The organism is Streptomyces sp. NPDC039480 (genome assembly GCF_055597165.1).
The window spans coordinates 1,192,119-1,217,787 of the sequence record NZ_JBVITX010000001.1 but is presented as its reverse complement, the minus strand read 5'-3'; the positions used below and the strand labels follow the sequence as shown (position 1 = coordinate 1,217,787).

General features: G+C 68.6%; 18 protein-coding genes and 3 pseudogenes. 15 read left to right on the top strand and 6 right to left on the bottom strand.

Annotated features, from left to right (window positions below; all coding sequences use genetic code 11):
* Positions 1-32 precede the first annotated feature (32 nt).
* A complete protein-coding gene (locus ACZ56E_RS04770; RefSeq protein ID WP_471211010.1) occupies positions 33-1,304 on the top strand; it encodes an MFS transporter in 1,272 nt (423 codons plus the stop codon).
* A 270-nt stretch (positions 1,305-1,574) separates the two neighbouring features.
* Here ACZ56E_RS04770 and ACZ56E_RS04765 read toward each other — a convergent pair whose 3' ends face one another.
* Both ACZ56E_RS04765 and bdeA read right to left on the bottom strand, forming a co-directional pair.
* On the bottom strand, positions 1,575-2,405 hold the full coding sequence (locus tag ACZ56E_RS04765; protein ID WP_471211009.1) for a pectate lyase: 831 nt from the start codon (positions 2,403-2,405) through the stop codon (positions 1,575-1,577).
* A gap of 405 nt (positions 2,406-2,810) precedes the next feature.
* On the bottom strand, positions 2,811-3,749 hold the full coding sequence (gene bdeA / locus ACZ56E_RS04760) for a bis(hydroxyethyl) terephthalate hydrolase (RefSeq protein WP_471211008.1): 939 nt from the start codon (positions 3,747-3,749) through the stop codon (positions 2,811-2,813).
* Between the two features lie 446 nt (positions 3,750-4,195).
* Between bdeA and ACZ56E_RS04755 the strand changes: the two genes are divergently transcribed.
* Positions 4,196-5,809 carry a LuxR C-terminal-related transcriptional regulator gene (locus ACZ56E_RS04755; protein WP_471211005.1) on the top strand — a complete coding sequence of 538 codons (1,614 nt, stop codon included), beginning with the start codon at positions 4,196-4,198 and terminating at the stop codon, positions 5,807-5,809.
* A gap of 418 nt (positions 5,810-6,227) precedes the next feature.
* Here ACZ56E_RS04755 and ACZ56E_RS04750 read toward each other — a convergent pair whose 3' ends face one another.
* Positions 6,228-8,243: a serine/threonine-protein kinase gene (locus ACZ56E_RS04750; RefSeq protein ID WP_471211003.1), complete on the bottom strand. Its 2,016-nt coding sequence runs from the start codon at positions 8,241-8,243 to the stop codon at positions 6,228-6,230.
* A gap of 79 nt (positions 8,244-8,322) precedes the next feature.
* Positions 8,323-10,341 (bottom strand): serine/threonine protein kinase, encoded by a 2,019-nt coding sequence (locus tag ACZ56E_RS04745; RefSeq protein ID WP_471211001.1) that lies wholly within the window; start codon positions 10,339-10,341, stop codon positions 8,323-8,325.
* A 398-nt stretch (positions 10,342-10,739) separates the two neighbouring features.
* On the opposite strand from ACZ56E_RS04745, the gene ACZ56E_RS04740 reads away from it, so the two are divergent.
* From ACZ56E_RS04740 to ACZ56E_RS04680, 13 genes and pseudogenes are all read left to right on the top strand, one after another.
* A complete protein-coding gene (locus tag ACZ56E_RS04740) occupies positions 10,740-11,066 on the top strand; it encodes an Lsr2 family DNA-binding protein (protein ID WP_471210998.1) in 327 nt (108 codons plus the stop codon).
* Positions 11,067-11,546: 480 nt separating this feature from the next.
* Positions 11,547-12,158 carry a dihydrofolate reductase family protein gene (locus ACZ56E_RS04735; protein WP_471210996.1) on the top strand — a complete coding sequence of 204 codons (612 nt, stop codon included), beginning with the start codon at positions 11,547-11,549 and terminating at the stop codon, positions 12,156-12,158.
* A gap of 839 nt (positions 12,159-12,997) precedes the next feature.
* Positions 12,998-13,456, top strand: a complete 459-nt coding sequence (locus ACZ56E_RS04730) for a hypothetical protein (protein WP_471210994.1) — start codon at positions 12,998-13,000, stop codon at positions 13,454-13,456.
* Between the two features lie 307 nt (positions 13,457-13,763).
* The gene (locus ACZ56E_RS04725) at positions 13,764-14,156 is read left to right on the top strand and encodes a hypothetical protein (RefSeq protein WP_471210991.1); all 393 of its coding nucleotides are present in this window, start codon (positions 13,764-13,766) and stop codon (positions 14,154-14,156) included.
* A gap of 100 nt (positions 14,157-14,256) precedes the next feature.
* Positions 14,257-14,622 (top strand): hypothetical protein, encoded by a 366-nt coding sequence (locus ACZ56E_RS04720; RefSeq protein ID WP_471210989.1) that lies wholly within the window; start codon positions 14,257-14,259, stop codon positions 14,620-14,622.
* Positions 14,623-14,624: 2 nt separating this feature from the next.
* On the top strand, positions 14,625-14,828 hold the full coding sequence (locus ACZ56E_RS04715) for a hypothetical protein (RefSeq protein WP_471210987.1): 204 nt from the start codon (positions 14,625-14,627) through the stop codon (positions 14,826-14,828).
* Positions 14,829-15,444: 616 nt separating this feature from the next.
* The gene (locus ACZ56E_RS04710; RefSeq protein ID WP_471210985.1) at positions 15,445-15,705 is read left to right on the top strand and encodes a hypothetical protein; all 261 of its coding nucleotides are present in this window, start codon (positions 15,445-15,447) and stop codon (positions 15,703-15,705) included.
* Between the two features lie 7 nt (positions 15,706-15,712).
* A pseudogene (locus ACZ56E_RS04705) lies at positions 15,713-16,130 on the top strand (transposase family protein); the annotation flags it as partial.
* Positions 16,130-16,735, top strand: a pseudogene (locus tag ACZ56E_RS04700) (RHS repeat-associated core domain-containing protein); the annotation flags it as partial. The pseudogenes ACZ56E_RS04705 and ACZ56E_RS04700, both read left to right, overlap by 1 nt.
* A 1,283-nt stretch (positions 16,736-18,018) precedes the next feature.
* On the top strand, positions 18,019-18,432 hold the full coding sequence (locus ACZ56E_RS04695; RefSeq protein WP_471210983.1) for a hypothetical protein: 414 nt from the start codon (positions 18,019-18,021) through the stop codon (positions 18,430-18,432).
* 7 nt (positions 18,433-18,439) lie between these two features.
* Positions 18,440-20,944, top strand: coding sequence for an NACHT domain-containing protein (locus ACZ56E_RS04690; RefSeq protein WP_471210981.1), 2,505 nt, complete (start codon positions 18,440-18,442; stop codon positions 20,942-20,944).
* 348 nt (positions 20,945-21,292) lie between these two features.
* Positions 21,293-22,167, top strand: a protein-coding gene (locus tag ACZ56E_RS04685; RefSeq protein WP_471210978.1) for an IS5 family transposase whose coding sequence is annotated in 2 segments (ribosomal slippage) — positions 21,293-21,752 and positions 21,752-22,167 — 876 coding nt in all. Because the reading frame shifts where the segments join, the coding sequence is not laid out codon by codon here.
* 153 nt (positions 22,168-22,320) lie between these two features.
* The gene (locus ACZ56E_RS04680; protein ID WP_359644636.1) at positions 22,321-23,172 is read left to right on the top strand and encodes an NAD(P)H-binding protein; all 852 of its coding nucleotides are present in this window, start codon (positions 22,321-22,323) and stop codon (positions 23,170-23,172) included.
* A gap of 255 nt (positions 23,173-23,427) precedes the next feature.
* Here ACZ56E_RS04680 and ACZ56E_RS04675 read toward each other — a convergent pair.
* Together ACZ56E_RS04675 and ACZ56E_RS04670 are read right to left on the bottom strand one after the other, a co-directional pair.
* A pseudogene (locus ACZ56E_RS04675) lies at positions 23,428-24,314 on the bottom strand (DUF5655 domain-containing protein).
* An 885-nt stretch (positions 24,315-25,199) separates the two neighbouring features.
* On the bottom strand, positions 25,200-25,661 hold the full coding sequence (locus tag ACZ56E_RS04670) for a hypothetical protein (RefSeq protein WP_471210976.1): 462 nt from the start codon (positions 25,659-25,661) through the stop codon (positions 25,200-25,202).
* Positions 25,662-25,669: the final 8 nt, after the last annotated feature.

The window sequence follows — 25,669 nt, the reverse complement described above, 5'->3', positions numbered from 1 at the left end:
CCGGTGACCGCCACCCCGAAAGCACGGACCACATGCCCCACCTCACCCGCACCCGTACCGCGCCCACCACCGCACCCGCCGCCGACATACCCGCGGTTCAGAAGCGCACTCTGACCGTGCTGCTCGTCTCCCAGGTCCTCAGCGGTGTCGGCCTCGCCGCCGGTGTCACCGTCGCCGGTCTCCTTGCCGGGCAGCTGCTCCACAGCACCTCGCTGTCCGGCCTGCCCATCGCCCTGCTCACCGCGGGCTCCGCCGGCGCCGCCGTCGTCATCGGACGCGTCTCCCAACGCCTCGGCCGCCGCCCCGGCCTCGCCGCCGGATACCTCACGGGCGCCCTCGGCGGTGCCGGTGTCGTCACCGCGGCCGCGCTCGGCAGCCCCGCGCTGCTGTTCGTCTCCCTGTTCCTCTACGGCGCCGGCACCACGTCCAACCTCCAGGCCCGATACGCGGGAGCCGACCTCGCCGCGCCCCGGCAGCGCGCCCGCGCCACCTCCACCGTCATCGTCGCCACCACCGTCGGCGGCATCGCGGGGCCCCTGCTCACCACCCCCGCCGGGCACCTCGCGACCGCGCTCCACCTGCCCGAACTCACCGGCCTGTTCCTGCTCTCCACAGTGGCGTTCGCCCTGGCCGCACTCACCCTCCTCATATGGCTGCGCCCCGACCCGCTGCTGCTCGCCCGCACCCTGCCCGCGGCCTCGGCCTCGGACGAGGGAGCGGCCGCGGACTCCCCCGCCCGGTCGGGGCCCGGCCTGCTCGTCGGCGTCGTGGTCCTCGTCCTCAGCCAGCTCGTCATGGTCGCCGTGATGACCATGACCCCCATCCACATGCACGCCCACGGCTTCGGCACCGCCGCGTCCGGCCTGGTCATCGCCCTGCACACCGGTTCCATGTATCTGCCGTCACCGCTGGCCGGCCGCCTCGTCGACCGGCTCGGCGCCACCACGATGAGCGTGGTGACGGCCGGTACGCTGCTCGCCGCGGGAGTGACCGCCGCCCTGGCGCCCGGCCACTCCTTCCCGCTGATCACCCTCGCCCTCGTCCTGCTCGGCGTCGGCTGGAACTTCGGCCTGGTCACCGGCACCGCGATCGTCACCGACAGCACGCCCCTGGCCACCCGCGCCAAGGTCCAGGGACTGGTCGACGTCGCCATCGCCGTGGCGGGCGCCGTCGGCGGCCTGGCCTCCGGCATCGTCGCCGCCGCCACCAGCTACCCGATCCTCGCCGTCCTGAGCGGCGCCCTCGCCTTCGCGGCCGCACCCGCGGCCATCGTCGCGGCCCGCAAGAGCTCCGCGCGCGCCTGACCTGCGAATGCTGGCCGAGGTCGTCGACCCCATCGGCTCGAGGGGGATGACCGGCTCGTCCCGCAAGCTGGACGGACAACCGGGCCTGGGCGCTCAGACCGGCGGTCGGGTGGTGACACCACCGCACCGCATGTTCAAGAAGAATGCCCCCGAACTGGCCCACCGAGGGTCTCGAGACCACCGAGGTTCTCCACGCCTCACCGCTTGTCGTGCACGAGCTCGTCAGACGCCGGGGCCCCGCCGGCCGCCGCCGGCGGGGCCCCGGACCCGTCAGTCGTACGAGAGGTCGGAGCCCGTGTAACGGCAGGTCACGCCGTCAGGGCCGGTGCTGATCTCGGTCGGCTCCTTGCCCGTGTTGTTTCCGGTGAACCGGGTGCACGGCTTGATCTTCTTCTTGGTGTCGCCGTGGACACGGACCTCTCGCAGGGTGGCGGTGTCGCCGAAGTTGGCGTTGACACCGACGATCGACTTGCCGGGTGCGGTGATGTCCACGTCGTCGATGACGATCGTGCGCTTGTGCTGCTTCTTGCAGTTGCCGCAGGACCGGACCAGCTTGCCGAACTCCGAGACCTGGAACTTGGTCACGACCAGCGTGCCCGCGCCGTTGAACTGGAAGACCTTGTCCGATGCCTTCCGGGCACCACCGCCGTGGACGGTGTACGTCGAGCTCGCCGAGGTGCCCTTGAAGGTGGCGGCGTCCTCGCCGACGTCCTCCCACCAGACGTTCTCCAAGGTGCAGCTGCCCAGGCAGTGGATGCCGTCGGCGGCCGGTGAGCCGAGAATCACGTTCTTGAGGACGGCGCCGTCCTTGAGCTCGAAGAGTGGGTCCTGGCCTTCGCCCTGGCCGCCGGAGCCGAGTTCGCCCGTGCCGTAGAACCGCTTGAGGCCGCCGTCGTAGGGGCCCGAGACCTCGATGGTCGCGGAGACCGGCTTGCTGCCCTTCGCCTCGGGCCAGGCCGTCGCCGCGCCGGCCGGGGACAGGAGGCCGCTGGCGACGACGGCGGTACCCGTGACGCCCAGGGCGGCCAGAGCACCGATCAGCGCCCGACGGCGGCCGACCCGTCGGCGGTGTCGTATGCGGTGTTCAGCTCGTGGAGTCATGACACTTCTTCCTTCTGAGGGTGAGATCTTTCAGGTCTTATGGACTGGTGGACCACGCGGCAGCGGCGTGCTGTCCGCGCCCGCTCCCGGCGCTTCGCCGACGGAGACGCCACCCGGACCTGCCGAGGCACACGGCCAAGAGGTGCGGAAGGACGTACGGGAGTGGGAGGACCGTTCGGCCCTGAGAGGTGCCCGGGAGACGGTGAGCCGCGCCTGGGCGGCCCAGCATGCGCAGACAACAAGGCATCGGCAGGTCCGAGCACCCTAGGGCGTCGCTGTGGGTGCGGGACGAGGCGATCCGGGGCGTCCGTTCTGAGCGGTCGCGCTGGGCCGGCCCACATGGCACGCGGCGCCGCCCGTCGGCCCCGGCCCCGACAGGTCGGGCCGAAGGGGCGGCAACCGGGGTCAGACGGTGTGCGGGCAGTTGCCCCGGTACTCCGCGATCGACCAGCTCGGCTGCGGCAACGGGCACAGGAACCGCTCGTAGCGGGTGTCGTTGTCGATGAACCGCTTCAGCCAGCTGATGCTGTACTTCGCGATCGTCGTGTTCGACATGTTCGGCGTGAGGTGGTGGGCGTTGTTCAGCTCCAGGTACGCCCGGTCCAGCGAGGACGGCAGGCTCTCGTAGAACGGTTCGGAGTGCGAGCGGACCGGGGCGACGGTGTCGCCGTCCGCTCCGACGACGAGGGTGGGCGTCTGGATCTCCGGCCAGTTCTTGTCCAGGTTCCACGCGGTGAGCGGAATGGCGGCCTTGAGCGAGGGCCGGTCCTTGGCCGCCTCCAGCGCGCCGCCGCCGCCCATCGAGTGCCCCATGACCCCGAGCCGCGTGTTGTCCACCCGGTCGCGGACGCTGCTGGTCCTCGTGAGGTAGTCGAGCGCGGCCAGCAACTGGTCACCGCGGGAGGCCGGCTGGTCCGAGGTGGTGTGGGTGTCGATGGTGAACACCACGAAGCCCTGGGAGGCGAGCCGCGGCCCCAGCCAGGCGATCGAGGACTGGCGCGCGGTGTACCCCGGGGAGATCGCCACGGCGCCGAACGTGCCCTCGCCGGTGCTGGTCGGGTAGTAGATCGTGCCACCACCGAACCCGGACACGCTGAACGGGGAGACCCTGGTCTCGGAAACGGCGTACGCACCACGCGTGGCCGTCACACTGGCCTCGGTGGGGGCCGGACCACGCTCGTAGGGGTTCTCGGCGGCGTCCGCGCCGCCGGTGAGCATGGTCGCCAGTCCGGCCATCGCCGCCGCGGAGGCGAGGAGACCCAGGATCGGGCCGCGGGGCCGACGGCGGTGCCGCGCCTGGCCGTTCTCCGGGGCGGGTCCGGACGACTGGGGAGTTGCCTGCATGAACGATTTTCCTCTCGCCTCGTCCCCCGACGGCGGGTGCGCGGGCGGTCCCGGCAGCCGGGCGCCCCACGGCTGTTGACACGTGTCGTGTGGGGGTCGAGGAGGACGGTGGTACGTGGATCGGGCAGGCATCCGGGCCGTATGGAGACGGCAGGAGCGCGGGGCACTCCTGATCGGACACCTGCGGCCGGTTCCCGAGGCCACCCCGGGACGATCGGCCGGGCCCAGCGTAAGAGCCGGGAGACTCATGCGCATCGGTGAAATCACCGGTCTCACAGCTCACACTCAGCAAGCTCACAGCCGCAGCACTCTCGGCCGCCCTCCCCTACTTGTCTGAGAATCGGCTGCCCGGGCTGCGTACGTCTGCGCTGTTCAACCATCTGGTTCTCGCCGGGAGGTCCTCAAACCGTCTGTTACTCTCCGGAAACGTAAGACAGAAAGCGGCAATGAACATGTACGACCAGATAGCCGACACGGGCGGCGACCGGGCTTCCCAGTTGTTCAAGGCCGCCGAGCGTGCCCGCCGTGGCGGGCGTACCCGCCGCGCTCTGGCCCTGCTCGTGGCCGCCCACAACACGGCCGGTGACAACGCACCGCTGCGCGCCCAGGTCGAACTGCAGCGGGGGCTGCTCCTGTTGAGCGACGCCCCCGTGGCCGATGCCCACCAGACTCTGCTGCTCGCGGCCGAGTCGCTGGGGTCGCACGACATGGAAGGCGCCGAGCAGGCCCTTGCGGCAGCGGCGGAAGCAGCCTGGTCCGCCGGTGACTTCACGGCCTACCTTCAGACACTGGAACGCCCCGCCGGATGCCCCGAGGGTCCCGGCGCCGCGGCGGCACCGTCGGGCGTCTTCCGGGCGGGCATGCGTCACGTCGTGCTGGTCGACTTCGCCCGGGCAGCGCAGGAGCTGCAACCGCTGTTCGCCACCGCGGCACGCACACAGCGGCCGGACGACCTGCTGTACGCGGGCCGCGCGGCGCTGGTGCTTGGCGACATCGCCGCCACGCGGCGCCTGCTCGGCCGGGCCCTGGCGGCCGCCGGCGCCCAAGGCGTGTCCGAGCCGACCGCCCGCATCCTGGAGTTCCTGGCCTACGCCGAACTGCGCGCCGGCTTCCACCAGCAGGCTCGTGCCCACGCCGAGGAAGGTCTCCGTGCCGCCCGCCGGCTCGGTCAGCGCAACATTGCCGCGCAACACCACGCCCTGCTGGCACTGGTCTTCTCTCTGGTGGGCGCCGACTCCGCCACCGAACACCACGCCGAGGCCGCCCTGTCGGTCGCCCGGCCGCATGGGCTGCTCCAGGTGAGCACCATGGCGGAGTGGGCACGCGCCCGCGCCGACCTGGGCCACGGCCGGGCCGAACAGGCCGCGATCCGTCTCGCGCCGCTGCTCCGGCCGGGCCCCCGGCGCGGGCACTTCGCCCTGTGGATGCTCGCGGTGCCGTGCCTCGTGGAGGCGACGGTCCTGGCGGGACTGGACGAGGACGTCACCGACATGGTCGACCTGTACGCCGAGTGGGCCGCCCTGGGCGCCGATTCACAGGCCACAGCCCAACTGACCCGCCTCCGAGCCCTGACGGCACGGGAAGAGGACTGCGACGCTCTGTATCAGCGGGCGCTGGCGGAGCACGAGGCCGTCGGCGGCCAGTTCGAGCACGCCCGCACACTCCTGTCCTACGGCATGTGGCTGCGCCGCCGGCGCAGGCCCCTGGAGTCCCGGCAGCAACTGCGGGCCGCCCTGGTCGGCTTCGAACGCTGCGGCGCCCTGCTGTGGGAGAAACGAACACGGTCCGAGCTGCGGGCCACCGGGGACAGCGCGACCGGCGACAGAGTCAGTGCTCTCGGGCAGCTGACTCCGCAACAACAGCGCGTGGCGGGCCTGGTGGCGTCGGGCGCCACGAACCGCGAAGTGGCCGCGCGACTGTCGCTGAGCCCTCGCACCGTGGACCACCACCTGCGCAACACCTTCAGCCAGCTGGGCATCCGCTCACGGGTCGAGCTGGCACTACTGATGAACGGCGACCGAGCAGAACGGAGCAGCGACAGCGGGGGCGAGAACGCCTGACCCGGGGCAGCGGCCGGGACATCTGACCCGCAACCGCTCGGCGGACGTGATCACCTCCCCGAGCGCCTTCGGAAGCAGCCTCCAACGCCGCCACAGCAGTGCATACGTAATCGCCCCGCTATCCTGCGGGCTGGTGCCTGAGCTACAACACTCCTGATCCAACTGGGGTGTACGTCAGCCGAGTTCACAGTAATCGGCAAGCCGTCTTACGAAGCGGGCGGTCTGCCGAAGGTTCAATTCTTGTCGGCCGTCTGCGCCAGGACCCGCCCCGGCTTCGCTGCACTTGACAGGGGACAGTCCTGCTGTGACTACACCGCCACCGCACTCCGCGCAGGGGCCGTGGAGTGGGCCAGGGTCCGTTAGCAATTCGCCGCAACGCCATGGCGAACGACAGTTTGGCGCTGGGTGGACAGGGTGGTCAGTCGGTGCGGTCCAACCTGACATCCGTCTCCAGTGTCTCCCCTTCGGGCGAGTTGTACACGTCCGCGCTGACGTACTTGCCATCGACACCGGGGAGATGGGTGATCTCCAGGACCGGACCGTCCTTGCGGCAGCCGGGATCGGACCCGGCGTCGTCCGCCCGTAGTCTCGACGGGGCGGTGAACAGCGTGGTCTCGAGGAGTCTCTCGGTCTTGTCACCGCCGACGTACTTCTCCACGAGGGAGAACGCTTCGGTGACGTAGTGGCAGGTCTTGCCGTACTCCTTGGTGCGGATGGCTATGCCGTCTTTTCCGGGGCCGGAGAGGTTCATGTCGAACGCTTGGTAATGGGTGATCTGGGCGGGCTTGGGGCTCCGTTGGCCCCCGAAGGGATCTATCAGCCTGCTGTCCGGATCGGACAGCGGATCCTTCTTGAAGGCCACGTCGCCCGCCTCGCCCGATGTCATCTCGATGGCGTCGCTGCGGCTCACGAGGGTCATTCCGGGCTGCCGCTTGGCGCAGTCCGCGGCGGCGGCCTTCGGCTCGGTGCGCTCCAGGGTGCCTGCGGCCATCTCGATCGACGCGGCCGTATCGGACACGGAGGTGAGGCGGCTGCTGTAGACGCACACGTGGCCATCGAGCAACTGGGAGTACTCGACGACTCTGTCACCGCGTCCGCCCTTGGTGATTTTCAGGCGGACATGGGGCGGCGCGTTCGAGGCGTCGCCGGCGAACGGGCCGGTCCAGGTACCGAGGAGCTCGGCGGGCACGATGTTGGACTTCTTCTCGCCTCCGCCATCGCCGCTGTTCGAGGTTCCGGTGTCCCAGGGGCGGACCACGAAGAGCACGCCCGCGAGTACGGCGAGGGCGGTGGCGGCCGATGCGGCCACGACAACGCGGCGTCGGTGCCACCCAGTTGGCGCCGAGGGGGCGTGGGCCGGGCTGGTGGGTGCGTCGTGCAGGGCGGGCGGGCTCGGCGGCGGCGCCTGTGTGGGTGTCTGCCAGGCGGGTTGAGGAGGTGGGCCCGCAGGGCTCCGGTACGTGGGCGTGGCAGTCGGCGTGGGGTACGGAGCCGGGGGAGCAATGGGGCCGGGGGCGACTGCGGGCTCCGGTACCTGGCCTGGCGCGAAGTCCAGCAACTGGGCGGATTGGCGGCCCAATTGACTGAGCACCCTCCCCGGCAGCCACGGCTCGTCGGGGTCCGTGGTGGTGCGGGCGGCGATGTCCTGGGGGGTGGGCCGGAGGGCCGGATCCTTCTGCAGGCACTGCTGTACGAGTCCGAGCAGGGACTCCGGTACGCCGCTGAGGTCGGGTTCTTCCTCCGCGACCCGGAACATCAGCGCGTGCAGCCCACTGTCCACGGTCCCGAAGGGAGAGCGTCCGGTGGCGGCGTAGGCGAGGACCGAGCCGAGGCAGAAGATGTCGGAGGCGGAGGTGAGGCGCTGCCCCCGTACCTGTTCCGGGGACATGAAGCCGGGCGATCCGATGACCGCGCCGGTGCGCGTCATCGCCCCCTCGGCGATGGTTTCCAGGGCCCGTGCGATGCCGAAGTCGATGACGCGGGGCCCGTCGATGGTGATCAGGACGTTGCCCGGTTTGAGGTCGCGGTGGATCAGCCCCGCCGCATGGATGTCGGTCAGCGCCCGTGCCAGTCCGCCCGCGAGGGCCCGTACCGAAGGCTCCGGAAGCGGGCCGAAGTCCCGTGCCACCACGTCCTGGAGGGACGGCCCGGCGACGTACTGCGTGGCCACCCACGGCACCTGGGCGTCGGTGTCGGCGTCGAGCACGGCCGCCGTCCAGGCCCCGCCGACCCGCCGTGCGGCGGCCACCTCGTGGGTGAACCGGCGCCGGAATTCGGGGTCCTTGGCGTACTCGGTCTGCACGACCTTGACCGCGACGGTCCGGCCGACATCCGAACGGCCCAGGTAGACCAGTCCCATGCCGCCCGCGCCGAGGCGGGCGATGAGGCGGTACGGGCCTATGTGACTCGGGTCTTCGGTGATCAGTGGGTCCACGGCAGGACCCTAGTCGATGGGCTCTGAACGGAGATGAGGAATGGGCGATCGCCAGCGGCACATTGGCGGGTTCGGCGGATCAGTCGGTTGGCTTGAACAGCGAGCCAGAGCGCGTCCCTGAGTCCCCGTAGAGCGGGCGGAGCATGTCCACGTAGATGCTGTCGATCTCTACGCCGACGTTGTTGAGTTGGAGGTCCAGGAGCGGGCCGCCATCGGGGCAGCCTTTCTCGGACTTGGCGTCCTCACTGAGTGTCGCTGGGGTGGTGTGCAGCGTGTGTACCCCGTCGTCGTCCGTGAGGGAGAACGGCTCGGTGACGTAGTGGCAGGTCTTGCCTTCCTCCTTGCTGCGGAAGACCACGCCTTGCTCCCCCGGCCCGACGATCGTCACGTCGAGGTCCAACTCGTACTCGGCCCCCGAGTCGAATTGCATGCCGAGGTCACCGCTCCAGGTGCCACGGAAGGGCTCGAGCACCTTGGTGCCCGGATCGCTCAACAGGTCCTTCGTGACGATCATGGAGGACGCCTCGCCCGTCACCAGCTCGAAGGTGTCGTCAAGCGGGTTTTTGAGGGTCATCGCGGGCCGCTCCTCGTCGCACAACTCGTCGGCGGCCTTCGGCTCGACGCGCTTCAGCGTGCCCTTGCCCACTTTGACCGTCGCGCTGCCCGACACGGAGGTGAGGCGGCTGCTGTAGACGCACACGTGGCCACCGAACCGCTGGGAGTACTCGGCGACCTTGTCGCCGCGCCCGCCCTTGGTGACTTTGAGGCGGACGAGATGGGCCGGGACGGACGTGTCGCCCTTGAACGCGCCCTGCCAGGTACCGGCGAACTTTGCGGGCAGGGTGCTGGTCTTGCTCTTCTCGCCACCGCCACCGCCGCTCTTCGAGGTTCCGGGGTCCCAGGGGCGGATCACAAAGAGCCCGCCCACGAGTACGACGAAGGCGGTGGCGGCCGATGCGGCCACGACAATGCGGCGCCGACGCGACCCGGTGGGGGCCGGAGTGTTGTGGGCCGCGCTGGTGGGTGCGTTGTGCGGGGCGGGTGCAGCCGGCGGTGGGGGCGCATGCGTGGCCGCTTGTGTGGGGGCCTGCCAGGCGGGTTGAGGACTCGGATACGTGGGCGTGGCAGCCGGTGCCTCGGCCGGTGCGGGGGGCGGAACCGGAGCAGCCGGGCCGGAGACGGCTGTCGGCTCGTGGGCCTGGCCGGGAGCGTAGTCCAGCAACTGTGCGGAGTGGCGGCCCAGTTGACTGAGCACCCTCTCCGGGAGCCACAGCTCGTCAGGATCCGTGGCGGTGCGAGCCATGACGTCCTGGGGGGTGGGCCGCACGCCGGGGTCCTTCTGCAGGCACTCCCGTACGAGCCCGAGGACGGGCTCCGGTATGCCGTCGAGGTCTGGTTCTTCTGTCGCCACCCGGAACATCAGCGCGTGCAGGCCGCTGTCCACCGTCCCGAAGGGAGAGCGGCCGGTGGCGGCGTACGCGAGGACGGAGCCCAGGCAGAAGATGTCGGAGGCCGGAGTGAGCCGCAGCCCTCGCACCTGCTCCGGCGACATGAAGCCGGGCGATCCGATCACTGCGCCGGTCCTGGTCATGGCGCCCTCGGCCAGGGTCTCCAGCGCCCGCGCGATGCCGAAGTCGATGACCCGCGGCCCGTCCACCGTGACCAGGACGTTGCCCGGCTTGAGGTCGCGGTGAATCAGCCCCGCCGCATGGATGTCGGTCAGCGCCCGTGCCAGTCCACCCGCGAGGGCGCGGACCGACGCCCCCGGCAGCGGGCCGAAGTCCTCGGCCACCACGGCCTGCAGCGACGGCCCGGCGACGTACTGCGTCGCCACCCACGGCACCTGCGCCTCGGTGTCGGCGTCGAGCACGGCCGCCGTCCAGGCCCCGCCGACCCGCCGTGCGGCCGCGACCTCGTGGGCGAACCGGCGCCGGAATTCGGGGTCCTTCGCGTACTCGGTCTGGACGACCTTCACTGCGACGGTCCGGCCGACATCCGAGCGCCCCAGGTAGACCAGTCCCATGCCGCCCGCGCCGAGGCGGGCGATCAGGCGGTACGGGCCTATATGAGACGGGTCTTCGGTGATCAATGGGTCCACGGCAGGACCGTAGCGGATGGGGCGGGGCCTGTCCGGTGGATCAGGGCCTGGGGCGGTGAGGGCCGAGGAGTATGCGGCAAGCCAGACGCCGATGAGCCGCACCCGGTCGCCGCACAGCCGGGCAGCAGGACCTCCGTTCAGATGAGGTGGGCTTGCCGCGAGTGTTGTTGCCCGCCCGGGAGTTGGACCCGGCCGCGATCCGACGCTGACGGAACCTGGGCGTTCACGGACGTGGACTGGACGGTCGGGCGGACTGGCGGTGGCTGGACCGCAACGACCAGCGTGATACCGCCTTCGTAGACGGTCTCTACGGCACGGGCCCGCGGCTTTCGTCGTGGTCGAGCGTGGTGCTGCCGGAGCCACCGCGCATCACGCCGGGCCACAGATACTTCACCTGCTTGCCGGCCGATCAGCGCGCCAAGGGCGGTTACGGCTACACCTACTGGACGCCCAGGACGGTGGCCGCCGCGGTGCACGGCTACCGCGAGGGTGCTCGGGCCCGGACGGTGCGGCGGGCCCAGGAATCCGGGTTCTACGAGATGTGGACGAGACCGCGAACTCACCGACCATTGCTCATCAAGCCCAGCGTGGCGGAAGTACGGGCCTGGGCCCACGAACAGGACGTGAACGTACCACCGCGTGGCAGGCTCCTCGGCGAGATTTGGGACACCTGGTACGCCGTCCACCCGACCACGAACGGCCAGGACGCTACGCTCAGCACGTAACGCATCGACACACCCGGCCTGCCGAGCCCCGCCAGGGCGGCCTCACCCCGCTTCACAGCACGCCCGGACCGCGGCCGGATTCGGCCAGGCCGCCTGGCTGAGAAGTGGATACGCATTCCGCCCCCGAACTGAGCAACTGGTGCGGATGGCTGGACCATACGGGTCTCAAGCATCCGTGGCGCGCTGCCCTCTGTAGGCCGGTGACCGCCGAACATCAAAATCGACGTTCGCGGCCACCACCATTGACCTACCAGCCCGCTCCCGAGCCCCCTTCGAGAGGGCGAACTCACCATGCCCACTGCCGCATGGGCCGCGAGGCCCCACTCGAAGGACTGCACGCCCGCAGCCCCGTGCTTCCGGGGGCTCTCGCGGCGTGGTCGCGCGGCAGCGGCGGGCCTGGCTACGCTCACCGGCCCGATGAGTTCCGGGGGCGGCAGGAGTCCTGTTTGATGCCAACAATCGGAGCGGAAAGGGTTCACCATGTCTGTGCACACCGGACAGCACCGCAAGGTCATCGCTGACGCCGTCGTCTCGATGGACGGATTCACCAGCACAGGGCCCGGCGACGACATGGGCTGGGCCATGGAGCACATCACCAGCGAGCAGAGCGAGATCATGTACGAGGGGATCTGGCGCGGGGTGAGCACAGCGGTCGTCGGCCGCGTCAACTGGGAAGGCTTCACCTCCGTATGGCCCGGCCTGGTCAGCGACCCGACCAGCTCCGACCGGACTCGTGATCTGGGAAATTGGCTCGCCACCGTTGACAAGGTGGTCATCTCCACGACTCTGCAGCAATCCGACCTCGAAAAATCGCCGTGGACCAACGCCCGGGTCTCCCGCGACCTCGAAGCAGAGGTGCGCTCCCTCAAGGCCGGGCCCGGCCGCGACATCCTCGTCCTGAACAGCGCCAGCATCATCAAAACGCTCCTGAAGGCCGACTTGATCGACGAACTCTGTATGACCATGCTGCCGACGACCCTCGGTCACGGAGTCCGCCTGCTGCCCGACGGTCTCTCGTCGGCATGGCGGCTCTCCCACGCCACCACCATCCCCGCCACAGGCGCCGTCGCTCTGCGCTACCACCGCCCGTGATGCCTTTGTGCTGCGCGGCGATGGACGTGAAGGAGGGGGACGAGCCAGGCCGTCAAGGGTCCCCTCAAGGCCGCCAGACCGCACAGACCGCACAACCGACAACGGGACTTTCCCTGACGAGCGACCGCATCGCAGGCAATGATGGCCGGTTTGGGTAACCGGTGCTCGCAGGGACCATTGCACCTCACTCCATTCACGAGCTTCCAGTGGAGAACGCTGACATCCCTTCTCGCGGCCCGGGAATCAAGCCAGCTGCCTGCAGTGACTACCGCCCAGAGCCCGGCGAGGACTCTGCTCATGATCACCGAGCACAGGCACTGCTCTCGTCAAGCGGCGAGGGCAGGAGCTGGTGTCCTGATGGCCTCCGGCGTCACTCAGGCCACCCTGGACTACCTCGGCCGGCGTCTCAATGACGCCGCCGCCCACCTTCCCACCTCGCATGCGGAGGTGGACCCGGCGGCGCTCACCGACGCCATCGCCCTGCTCGCACACCACCTCACCCACGCCAGCGAACGCGCGCAGGAACGCTTCGCCGCCTCCGAGAGGGTCTACCTTCCCGAGCGCCACACTCTGATGCGGCTCGCCAAGGCGATGACCGCCGTCACTGATGCGATGGGCCACCTGACCGAGGCTCTGGATTGTGTGTCCACCTGCTTCTACCGCGAGGCCATCTCGGGGGTGGAGACCTCGCACCTGCGAGGCTGCACAGCTGCACACCGAAAGCGGCGGCAGGGGCGAGCGGCCCCGGCTCGCCGCTGCCCCGAGGACACCTCCGCCCACTCATCGCCCCGCCCCCGCGGTCCCCATGCCGCGGACTGCGCGCTGACCACCAGGACCACATGTCGCCCACACCTCGCACGCAGATCATCCTCAGCACCAGCCGCGCCAACGGGCTGGTCGCCTTCCCGTACGGCGAGGAGCACCTCCGGGCCGCCCGTGCCTTGGAGGCAGCCGGGTTCCAGCGGATCCCTGGCGGCGCTTTCGCCGCGCCGCTGACCGACCCAGCGGCCACCCGCCAGATGGCCAGTTCCCTGGTGCACCGCGCCCACGAGTGCGGCGCGAGCATCACGACCAGCCCCCGGCCCTACCTCGGGGACTTCGGCGAGGACCTCGCCGCCCGGCTGCCCGGCTGCCCGGCGCCTGGAGCGCGCGGCTGGAGCTCTACTACAACCCTGTGGTGCAGGAGGACCTCATCGGCTCATTGTGGGACAGGGGAGATCTTCTCCAGGCTGTGCTCCACGACGCCGTTCCCGGCGCGGTCGTCCTCACGAACGGGGCGGGCACGGAACTGCTGCTGATCGAACGTCCCGGGCACCGTGCCGGTTACCTCCTGGGCGCCTTCGCCGCCGAGGAGTTCGAGGACAACTGGGAGGAGCCGAACTCGCCGCGCAGCATGGTGCTGCCCGGCGAACCGGACCTCGCCGCCCGCGCCGTCACCACTACGTTCCTGCCCGCCTACAACCGGGCCCTGCACCAGCGTCGGCTCGATACGGCGCTGAGCGCGCTGGAGCGCATCCGGGCCGAGTACGAGACTTGCAGGCCATCAAGGCGTCCGGCCGCTGCAGCGACGGCGTCCCGCTCGCTGACTCCCGCACGCTTCTTGAGATGGAGCGCTCGTTCGCCGACTACGCCTGGCTCTCCTTCCGCGACGTACTTGAGCACGCTCCCGTCCTGCCCAGCCGGTGCCGCCCCGCCACGACTGCCTGGCCCCAGGACGCCGCCGCACTGGAGCGCCTGCGCTCGGCACTGGCCGACAGCCAGGAAACCCGGGACGAGGACCAGGAACTGCGCGGCGTCCTGTTCTCCGTCGGCGGGTGGAAACAGGCGCGCAGCCGCTTCGGTCTCGCCGCCCTGCCCGCGATCGAGACCTGGCTCGCCGACCGCGAGGCGTTCGAGCGCCAGGCCCGTGCCGCTGTCCCGGGCGGACCGGTGGCGCTGTCGGCCCCGAGTCCGCGCCTGCTCACCGCCGTGCGCCGGCCTTCGGCGGCACACCGCTGACCCAGCAGAAAGGATCCGACTTCTGTCCGATCACTTCCACTTCGCCGTTCACCCCGAGTACGGCTTCGTCGCCGCTCCCACGGCCGCGGCTCCCCCACACTTGGCCGAGTGGTTCCTCACCCGCGAGCAGTTCGAGCCCGTCCCCGAGCTGGCGGGCGTGTACCGGATCGCGCATCCGGAACAGGACGGCCGGCGCCGCGCCCGCCAGGCCGTCCAGGACCTGCGTGCCCACGGATTGCGGGTGCAGGCCGATTACTCGCTCGACCCCGCGATCACCCCCCAGCCCGCTCGCCCGTACCTCCTCAACGGACCGCTGGAGCGCCGCCGGCACATCGCCCAGGCCGCCGCAGCCACCTCTCCGCAGCACACGCCGGCACGGCCCACCACCCCGGCAGCACGGCCCTCGGCTCAACCGACCGCCGTCGCCGGACGCGCTCCGGGCCCGGGCCCGGCACGAGGGCGATGAGCATGAGCACCGATCTCATCCGCATCGCCCGCAAACGCGGCGGCGAGGTGGACGTCGAGGGCCCCGTCGACGAGTTCGCCGCCCAGATCCTGGACCGCGCGGGGTTCATCTTCCGCCCGATTCTGGGCGCGTCTGGATCCGGCTGCACTTCGACACCGGCCAGGCGCACGAGAACCAGCGGGCCACCTATGCCGCCCAGATGCTGATCGCCGCGGGCTACCAGGTCGATCTCGATCCGAGCCTGCTCCCCGCCGCCGGGCACCGCGCGCCGGTGAACGGGTGGCCACCGCGAACCCCGGCGCCGGTGAACGGGTAGCCACCGCGAACCCCCACCTGGCCGTCTCATCCCGCGCCCCACTCCAAGCAACGGCGCCGGCACTGACCTCTCCCGCACACAAGGCACCATGACCCCCTCCGCCAAGATCACGCTCTACCTCAGCATCCACAACAAGATCATCGGCCTGCCGAGCGGGACCGGCCGCAGATGGGCCCAGACCGCACTGGACCTGTCCGACTTCACCAAAAGCCACGACCCGACCCACACCCTGGCGCTGGATGACCAGGCCCGAGCGCGTCAGGCGCTCACCCATCTCCACCAAGCCGCCCGCGACTGCCAGGTGACCATCGCCACCCACCCCCCGCCCCTATCTAAGGGCTGCCCCGCAAAGACTGGCTGGCGCCCGCGCCAGGTGCTGAGCGGGATACTCGCGAGACTCCGACGCGTGGCTGTGGCAGCCTGCCGACACGCCAGAGCTGCGCGTTCGTGCGGGCCGTCACTACGCCATCCAGTTCCACTACGCCTTGCCGGACGACGCATGGTGTGTGGAGCTGAGCGAGGCCGTCCCGGCGCCGGCCGCGTGGGCTGAGATGCCCAGCGCCGAAACGCATTCGCCTAGAGTGGCCTTCCTGGTGGCGGTGATACCCGACGAGGATCCGGACCTGGAACCGACCGTCCACATCCACAGCCACGACGAGCACGTCATCCCCTACGAGATCATGCGCTGGTTCATGGAGCACGTGGCCGAGCAGGTTGAACGCTGCCGCATCGCCTTCGTGCAGGGAGAACCTGAAGCAGTGGAATGATCACGCCGTGCCTGGTGTGATCACGGCGTCGGATTCTTCCTGGATAGCCCCGTTCAGCGGACTGAGCCCGCGTCAGTTCGGCAAGCTGATCACCGCGCTTCGGCGCGAGGGTGCAGATCCGGTGCCAAGGGCCGGCCGTGGAGTCTGCCGCTGGAGGACCGCGTGCTGCTGGTTGCCGCGTACTGGCGGACGAACCGGCCATGCGCCAACTGGCACCGTTGTTCGGGGTGACCAAGTCCGCAGCCGACCGCATCATTGACCACCTCGCATCCGCACTCGCCCTCCAGCAACGTAAGCGGTTCCGCAGGGACAGCGTGCTGATCGTGGACGTCACCCTGGTCCCCACCCGCGACCACAGCGTCGCCGGGCAGTCGAAGAACTACCGATACTCGACCAACCACCAGGTCATCATCGACGCAGACACACTGCCGGTGTGGACACGGGCTTCAACCGCGAGGCCGAGGGCACTCTCAACTCCATGACCCGGGACGGGCAGACGTACTTCTACCTCACCGACGCGCTCGGCTCCGTCGTCGCGGTGGCGGACGAATCCGGTACAAAGATCAACGAGTACTCCTACAGTCCCCGAGGCGTCACCCGGGCGACGAGCGCCGAGAAGACCACCCAGCCCTACCGGTTCGCCGGTGGCTACCAGGACCCCACCGGCCTCTACCACTATGCGGCCCGCTACTACGACCCCAACATCGGCCGCTTCAACAGCCCCGACCCCTCCGGCCAAGAACAGAACCCCTACCTCTACGCCGCGGGCGACCCCGTCAACCGCATCGACCCCAGCGGCCTGCCCTGGAAGCCGCCAGTTCCGGACTGGGCAAAGAAGGCAGGTAAAGAAGTTATCGGCGAGGGCAAGGAGATAATCAAAAAGGTGAAGCCCACGCGGTTCGGTCTTTACTGCTATGCCTATAAGTCAGTGGTCGGAGATGAACCGAATGATGGAGAGCTGAAGCACGAGTTGAACCAGCTGCACACCTGCTTCAACCCGTACAAATACACACTGGACCCGGGGAAGTAACCTCTAGTGCTGCCCTAGTGGCGCCACCCCCGAGGGTGGCGCCACACCCTCACTTTGGGACGGTAAAAAGTATGACACATGACAGTTCAACGGTGAAGATCGCTCGGCATGCGGCACTGGTTGGCGTTGGCGTGTGCGTACTCGTAGTAGTTCTGTGCCTGATTCTCGGCAAGTCGGCTTCCTATATCGCTTACTCCGCAATTTCCACCTTCGCAGCTTGGTTCGCTATACAGTTCATTTTCGATTATGCGAAGTTCAAGATTGCACGCAGCGGCCGATAGGCTGATTGCAGCGCTGGTTGGCGCGGTGCAGCCCCAGGTTTCGAACATTCCTGGAGCCGCATCCTGTTACGGTGTTCCCCTCCACGGTTCCTCAAGCGGGCCTGTGAAGGAGGAGATAGTGCCAAATCGAATAGTTCGAGATAAGACAGACCTGGTGGCCTTAACCGCACTTCTGCCTCTCGGTGTTATGACTGGTGCTGGCTCGTGGAAGTTATCTGATCGAGCACGAAGGTACTGCGGTGCGTACAACACAGAATACGGCGGGAATCTAGCAAGGTTCCTTGAATCGCGAGCATCCTTGGTTGTCGGGATCTTGCTTGCTATGGGCGTATACCTGATGAATGTTCTGTTGACAAAACATATTTCCAACCTTGCGGCGAGGCTTCTGCCTGCGGCACTCGCGCTAACGCTCGTTCTTGCTCTGATGACCTGGGGGCAATTTGCTTGGCTCGGGACTCCCGCCAACGACGTGAGTGACAGCGGGCACTGTCCAACAGACAGCAATATTCCAGGCTGGTGGCCTCAATGGATTCCCGCGTGACTGCCACGCAGTACACGCCCTTCGTCCTCAGAAACGCTAACAAGGGCGTTGGGCGTGGCGTTCCACACACGTCCAGGCTCTGGATTTCCAGTTCTGACACGGACGAATTCCGAGCCTGCTATAAAACAATCCTGAGCCGAAGCACAATAGTTGTCACAAAGGCAGCTTGTTGTCACCGGAACCGCCGGACTACGTGCGCGGGGCTGGCCGCCGGTGCTGCGGAGCAGGTCAGGCGGATACAGGACGCCGCAACCGGTGACAACCGCGATGCGTCGCGCGTTGCTGGTGACAGGTAGCCCGCCTCGTTGGTGACAACTACCGTGCTTCACCCGGCTGAAGCCGCAGCTCAGCGGAAGCCGTTGGTGACAGCTATCGTGCTTCGGCTCAAATCCGGCGGGCCGTCGTACAGTGCTCTGGCGGCGGCCCGCGTTCGAATCCGCATCACAAATACGAGGCCGAAGTTGACCACACGCTGGCCGCCCCGGCGCGCCGCCCTCCGACCGCCTGCCCCGCGGGTCACCGTGCCCCGCGAGCCGGTCGACCCCGCCCGGATCGGCCGCCGCGTCGTCCGGCGTCGCGTGAAGGGCATGGATGCCGGCTCCGTCGGGGCGGCCCTCGAGGAAGCGCGGTTCGACGCGCGGCAGAACTCGCGGTACGAGGACCTGGCCGACGACGTCCGCGGCCGCGTGGAGCTCGCGGAGTGGCAACGCATCGACCAGCTGCTCGCCAGCGCAGTCCTGGGCACCGTCGGTCACAGCTCCAGCCCCGCAGCATCACGCTGTCCACCCGACGTCGAGCACCTCGACGAGGCCGGCTCTGACCGCACAAGTGACCCAACTCGACACGGTTCCATGCGCGTCTCTCCTCATCCATGATGACCAGGTGCGTGATCGGATGCTGAAGTGGTCAGGGGCAGCTCTTTTCCTCGCGCTCATGCTCGGGGCGATCATCTATCTCTGGACTGGCCCGCTCGAAAGGGCGGACCAGGCTGCAAGCGTGGTCAGTTCGTTGGTCGCGCTCCTGGGAGTTCCTCCCGCCGTTGTGGTTTTGTGGCAGTTGTGGCACAGGCGTCCGGCGACCAGCCGGTCGGTGTTGGAGGAGGCTTCCGGGCAACTGGCGGTGGCGCTGCGCAACCAATGGGATGCCGAGGCCGCGGTACGGCGAATCAACGACCCTTACCCGCTTCCGGTGGCTTGGCAGCCCGCGGACAGTGAACTGCAAGAACCCTGGACGCATTTGGGAGAGCTGGCTCGATCATGGCCGGGTGGGCCACCTGGCGACCCGGCCCGCTGGCCGCGGGGCGCCGCAGGGCTGGCCAGCCAGGACGGTGCGATCGGCGAGATATTCACCGATCGGGTCCCCACCCGCCGACTGGTGATCCTGGGCGAGCCGGGATCGGGCAAGAGCGTGCTGCTGATCCGACTGCTACTGGACCTGCTGGCCCGCCGCACCGACGGCGAGCCTGTGCCGGTGCTGTTCTCTCTCGCTTCCTGGGATCCGCATCAGCCACTGCAACGATGGCTGGCCGATCAATTACGCCACTCGCACCCCGGCCTGCGCGAAGCCGCCACAGCCACCACCGACCGCAGCAGGCCCGGTGACCTCGCCGAGGCACTGCTGGAGACCGGACGCATCCTGCCCTTGCTGGACGGTTTCGACGAACTCCCGCTCCACCTGCACCCATTCGGCCTGGACGCCCTCAACCAGGCTCTCTCCGCCCGCCGGCCGCTGGTCCTGACCACCCGGTCCGACGCCTACCGGGCCGCCCTTACCGGTCCGGGCACCGCACTCCGTCTCAACGGCGCCGCCGCCATCCGTCTACTGCCCCTGGATGTCGCGCAGGCCGCAGCTTACCTTCGCCGCGACTCGGGCGGTCCGCACACTCCCGGCGCAGCCCGATGGAACGCGGTGATCGACCAATTGAGCGCTGCCAGCCCGGTCAGCCAGGCGCTCAGCACCCCTCTGGGCCTCTTCCTGGCCCGCACCATCTACAACCCCCGCCCCAGCACGGAACTCCACCACACCGCGCCGCACCCGGACGAACTCTGCGACACCGCGGCGTTCCCCGACCGTGCCGCCGTCGACCGGCACCTCTTCCACGCCTTTATCCCCGCCGCCTACACCCCGCACGGCCCGCGCCCACCCCGTTGGAGCCCCGAGCAGGCCCTCCGCGCCTTCGCCTTTCTTGCCCGCTTCCAGGAAAGCCACTGTCACAGCAGCCCCGACCTGGCTTGGTGGGAATTGAGACGGGCCGTCCCGTCAACCATCCGGTGCCTCATCGGCGGACTCGTTTTCGGCCTCATGGGTGCTTTCGCAGGCGCGGTGGGGGGATGGAGTACGGTCAAGGCACTGGCCGTGGTCACGGGCGGAACCGCAGGAGCGATCATGGGCAGGCGCATTTACGGCTCTGCCGGCGCTGTGCCGCTCGGGCTTATCGGCGTGACCGTTGGTGGTCTCGTGCTGATGCTCGCAGAAATGCTGACGTGGAACATGCCAATGCTGATTGACGCCTATCAGCCGGCGGTCTCGGACAGCGGGACCGGCCTTCTCACCGGCATCATGCTGGGATGCCTAATGTTCCATCCGGCCAAACGTCCCAGTTCCCCGCGTGTCGGAATGCGGCAGTTGCGTGACGCGCTTGTGGGCGGGCTTTGGGTACTCGTGCTCTTTCTGACTTTGGCCGTGGTCTGGCTTCGGGTCGATTATGACATCGTGGGTGTACTCGTGGGTGGACTGGCAGGTGGGTTGGCAGGTGAAATCACGGGTCGGCGTGTCCGCCGGCAAGCGGGTGGGCTGACGCCCGGGTTCTTGGGGGGAATGGCGGGTGTCTTGCCGCTGAATTTCTACAGCGCAATATTTGCGCTGTCCCAAACCGCTCAGAGCGTCGCTTTATATCTGATCCCGCTGGGGGGAGCACTTGCGGGAGGAGCACTGGCTACCGGCATGCGCGGACCTACGCCAAGAACCCCTGATTTGACCTCCAACGTCGGGCCGACGAGGCTCTTCGACTCGGACCGGCGCGCCATCCTCGTGCTCAGTGCTGTCTTCGCACCGATGGCTGGAGTTGTCTTCGGATTCATATTCGGAACCGACTTCGGAGGAGAATTCGGGTTCCCGGGTGAAGTACCGTGGATCGATCTCTCGGTTCGGATCAAGGTTGGATTCGTGGTAGCCGCTGAAGTCGCTTTCGTGTTCGGAACGGTGGTGACGGCCTGGCCCCACTTCCTGGTGGCCCAAACGTATCTGGCGATGCACCGCCAGACACCACGGGATTTGATGGCCTTCCTGCAAGATGCCCACGAGCACCGTGGCATCCTGCGGCAGGTCGGGCCTGTCTACCAGTTCAGGCACATTGACCTGCAACGTCACCTCGCTCAACAACACTGACCGGCGCCCGTCTTCAGCGGGTTGAGGCCAGCCGTTCCGACTGTCCGACACCTGTCCGTCGGGCAGCTGAGACACTTGTCGAGTGTCTGGAGAACCATCGACCTTCTGCTGCCAGATCGCATCGCGAACCTGCCCTGCCGTCGGCAGAGACTCGCTGACCCGAGCCAGCATCGGCTCGATCGGAGGCGTCAGCACACTCACCACCCTGCCGCAGACCCGTGCTTTCCGCCTGGCAGGGCGGCCCTCTCACAAGTCTCGTGACCTGCGCGGGGAGCCAAATACACAGGAAGGGTCCCCGCCTAGGCCGTGTGTCGAAAGTGGATCTTGAGTGATGAATGATCATGGTTCATGGCACGGGGAGATCTCACGGACGAACAGTGGGCGGTGCTGGAGCCGCTGTTGCCGAAGGGGACGAAGGCGGGACGGCCGCCGGTCTGGTCGCGGCGGCAGCTGATCAACGGCATACGGTTTCGGGTGCGGACCGGTGTTCCGTGGCGGGACATGCCTGTCGAGTACGGGCCGTGGGGCCGGATCTACGATCTGTTCCGCCGATGGCAGCGGGACGGCACCTGGCACCGGATCCTCAGCCACCTCCAGTGCCTGGCCGATGTGGAAGGTGCGATCGTGTGGGACCTGAGCATTGACTCCACGGTGTGCCGCGCCCATCAGCGTGCGGCCGGGGCCCGGAAGCAGGGTGAACTGCAGAAAGAGCCGCCGGGCGGTGTGTTCGCTGAACCCAGTGATCATGGGCTGGGACGTTCGCGCGGCGGGTTCACCACCAACCTGCATCTGGCGTCGAGCAGCGCCAAAAGCCCATGTCGATCGTGGTGACCGCTGGGCAGCGCGGGGACTCGCCGCAGTTCGAGCCTGTGCTGGAGAAGGTCCGCGTGCCCCGGATCGGGCCGGTCCGGCCGCGCGTCCGTCCTGATCGCGTGCGCGCTGACAAGGCGTACGCCTCCCGCAGGAATCGCGCCTATCTGCGCCGCCGCGGGATCCGTTGCACCATCCCCGACAAGGCCGACCAGGTGCGCAACCGCCAGAAGCTTGGCTCCCGCGGCGGCCGGCCGCCGCGTTTCGACCCGTTCGACTACCAGGAGCGTCATGCGGGCGAGTGCGGGATCAACCGCCTCAAGAGGCATCGTGCCGTCGCCACGCGATACGACAAGCTCGCGGTCCGCTACGAGGCGACCGTGCTCATCGCAGCCATCAACGAGTGGCTGTGACGCTTGGCCGTCACACGGGGGATCCACGTTCCACCACCGCGGGCAGATGGCTGGCTGGAACAGCACCTGATGGCCACTCCGGCCGCTGCTTGACCTGAACCTTGGTTGATGTACGAGAGTCTTGTCATCGAACGGCGAGACGAGGAGATTCCGATGACACAGCCCAGGATCCTGGTGACCGGCGCGACTGGAAAGGTCGGCGGCGCGGTGGTGACCCAACTGCACGCGGCGGGCGTGCCCGTGCGGGCGCTGGTGCGAGGGGAGGCGGACTTCCCGGAGGGTGTGCAGGCGGTGCGCGGCGATCTCGGTGATCCCGCGTCGCTGGGCACGGCCCTGGAGGGCGTCGATTCGGTCTTCCTGGTGTGGCCGTTCCTGAGCGCTGAGGGCGCGTCGGACGTGATCGACGCGATCGGGAAGCACGCTCGACGGGTGGTGTACCTGTCATCCGCCGGGGTCGGGAGCGAGCAGGAGAAGCCCGGCGAGGCGATCACCATGTTCCACACGGAGCTGGAGCGGCTGATCGAGGCATCGGGCCTGGAGTGGACGGCGCTGCGGCCCACCGGGTTCGCGAGCAACACGCTGGGCTGGGCGGAGGAGGTCCGCACCACCGGTGCGGTACGGGCGCCGCTGGCAAGGCTGGCCCGCCCGCTGATCCACGAGGCGGACATGGCTGCGGTCGCCGTTCAGGCGCTGACGACCAACGCCCTGCTCGGCGCCCGCCCCCTGATCACCGGCCCCGAACTGATCACCCAGGAACGGCAGGTGGCCCTGATCAGCGAGGCGATCGGGCGACCGGTGCGGTTCGAGGAGGTCGCGCTGGACGAGGCCATCGAGCAGATGAAGGCCGCAGGCTACCCGGCAGAGCTGGTGGAGGCCGTGTTGCCGGCCCAGGCGGAGATGCTCGACAATCCGGAGCCGGTCAACGATGAAGTGGAGCGCATCACGGGCACCCCGGCCCGATCCTTCCAGGAGTGGGCGGTGGACCACGCGGCGGACTTCCACTGAGAGGGACGTCAATACACGTTGACATAGGCGACCGAAGCACCGGATCTCGACTCCGTCGCCCACACGCTTGACGCCGCAGTCGGGCCCCTGCTCAGGGAAGCCCCGAGCGGTCGAACCGTGCAGGTCGGGAGGCCATCTCGTTCCGCACCATTAGTGGTCCACCTCTGTTCCCTGCCCATCACGTGGAAAGGCAGCAGTACGACGACAGTCCGCAACTCCACACACTGCTTGGGCCGATGCCGTAGCGGGAGAGCTCTATGCCGCGGCGTAGCTGAGGCGCAGAAGGTCTCCAGCGCGGTCCAGGTCGCGCTCCGTACGGAGCTGCAGTTCCAAGTCGCCCGTGCCGTGGTGGCCGACCTCGGTCACGTCCCGGGTGAAGCCGGGAACGAGGTCGACCTCCTTTGGGTCGGCCTTGAGGTAGACGAGGATCTTTGCCTGCTGGGGCGGGCAGACGCTGGCGAAGTTTCGCAGGCGGCGGTAGGCGCGGTACTGCCTGCGCTGCACCCGGGTGACGCCGTCCTCGAGTCCGACCAGGACCTCGTCGACCGCCTGGGCCAGCTCGGCCATCGCACGGTCCTGGTTATGGGCCGGCGCCCCGGCCGCTCCTCGGCGTACTCGCTTGGTCAGAGCCGAGTGCCCGGTGACGGAGGCTACGGTCTCAAGGCCGAAGTGGTCGCTGCCGAAGTAGCGGTAGCGGACCAGGTCGATCGAGCGCCGGTGCTCGCGTACGGCGTGCGCGTCGTAGCGAGTGAAGTCGCCGGCCACGCAGATCAGCCGGGGCGCGCTCCACAGGATCTGAGACGCGGCCGTCACCCCGAGCCGGTCGCGGACCAGGTTCCGGAAGGCGTCCTTGTGGTTGGTCAGCCAGGCCATGTAGTAGAGACCCTGGTTGATCACGCCTGCGTCGGTGCCGCGCTTGTACTCGACGATCGCCGAGGCCCGTTCTCACCGAGGCCCAGCGAATCGATCCGCCCGCCATCGACACAGTCGATGACGTACTCACTCGCCAGGAAGGTGACGCCCAGCATCGTCTCCATGTGCGCCTCGACGAGTTCCTGCACATCCGCCTCAACCTCAGCAAGACGCGGCGTAACCTCGGTCACGCCGCTACTGGTCGTGTGAAACAGCTTCAGTCCCGACACCTTCCCCTCCTCGGCTCGGAGATCACCAACGCCGATATGGGGCAGGATTGTTTCCGCGAGGGGCTTCGGGGGCGTGAAGATAGTGTGAGACCCTGCATACGGCCTGGCTGGAGGCAACTCGCGTCCCCCAGTCACCAGGGATCTACGAGTCCCCCGCACCCCGGGGGACAGCGCTGGGAAGCTGCGTTTTCGCAGGTCAGCCCCTGTAGCTCAGTGGATAGAGCACGTGCCTTCTAAGCACCTGGCGCCTTCGGCACGGCGCGATACATCTGCGCGATCGTTCGGACGTCCGGAAGTTGGCCGATGCGGGCGGCACCGCGTCGTTCGTACCACTACCCGGCCGTCCCTCAGCTATATGCCTGTAAGGACTTACGAACTCGTTCCATCGAACTCGCTGCCCGTCAACGAATTCGCGACGCTGCAAACGAGGGCGGGGGTGATCCGTCGGGACGGGTGGTGGGTTCCGCGCGACCAACGCCTATACGAAGGCTGGGCGAGAGCGCTACGGACTGACCTCGCGCACCCGGGCCGACCTTGCTTCCTGCCTGCGCGAGGTGACCGACCCGGACCTCCCGTCAGCGACACGCGCGGCCCGCGCGTACCTCGACGTAGCGTTCTTCCCCCCTTCACCGACGGCAACGCCCGTGCGGCCTTGTTGACCTTGGTGCACATCCTGGCCCGAGGACCCCCGGCAACGGATCAGGGGCGTTTGCGCGGGCCGCCTGTCGCCGCGCGGCGCAACGGGCTCGTCGTACGGTTGCGCAAGCGTCGGCGGCGCCACAGCGGCAGGGCCAGCCGTGAGGAAGCGCTGAGCAAGCCGGACGCCGCTGAGCCCCTGGCACCGCCGGCGGGCGGTACCAGGGGCTCAGTCGTGACGGTGACCGTTCAGAGGACTCCGCGCGTGGCGCGGGTCAGGGGGCCCTGGCCACGCCTCACGTTGGCGCCTCCCAGTGCGTAGGCACCGGCCAGCATGGCGACGGCGCCGCTGCCGACGCCCATCGCGATCGCCTTGCGGTTCTTGAGCACCGTCCACGTCGTCGTCGCCGCTTGGAGCGTCTTCCCCGGTACGGCGGACAGCAGTTCGCCCCCCGCCTTCGCCTTTGCACCGAGCGTGGCGCTCAGCGCCGCCGCGCCTTCTCCGGCCTCGGCGGCCGATGACTTGACGCCACGGGCCGCGGAGCCGGTCTTGGCGGCGGCTCCGGAGGTGGCCTTGGAAGCGGAACGGGCCGCGCTTCCCGTAGCCTTGGCCGTCGTGGCCTTGGCGCTCTCCGCCTTGGACCGGTCGGCCTTGCCGTCCGTCGTGGCGTCACCTACAGGGCTGCTTCCGTTCTTCGCCGATTCACTCATACCCTCCG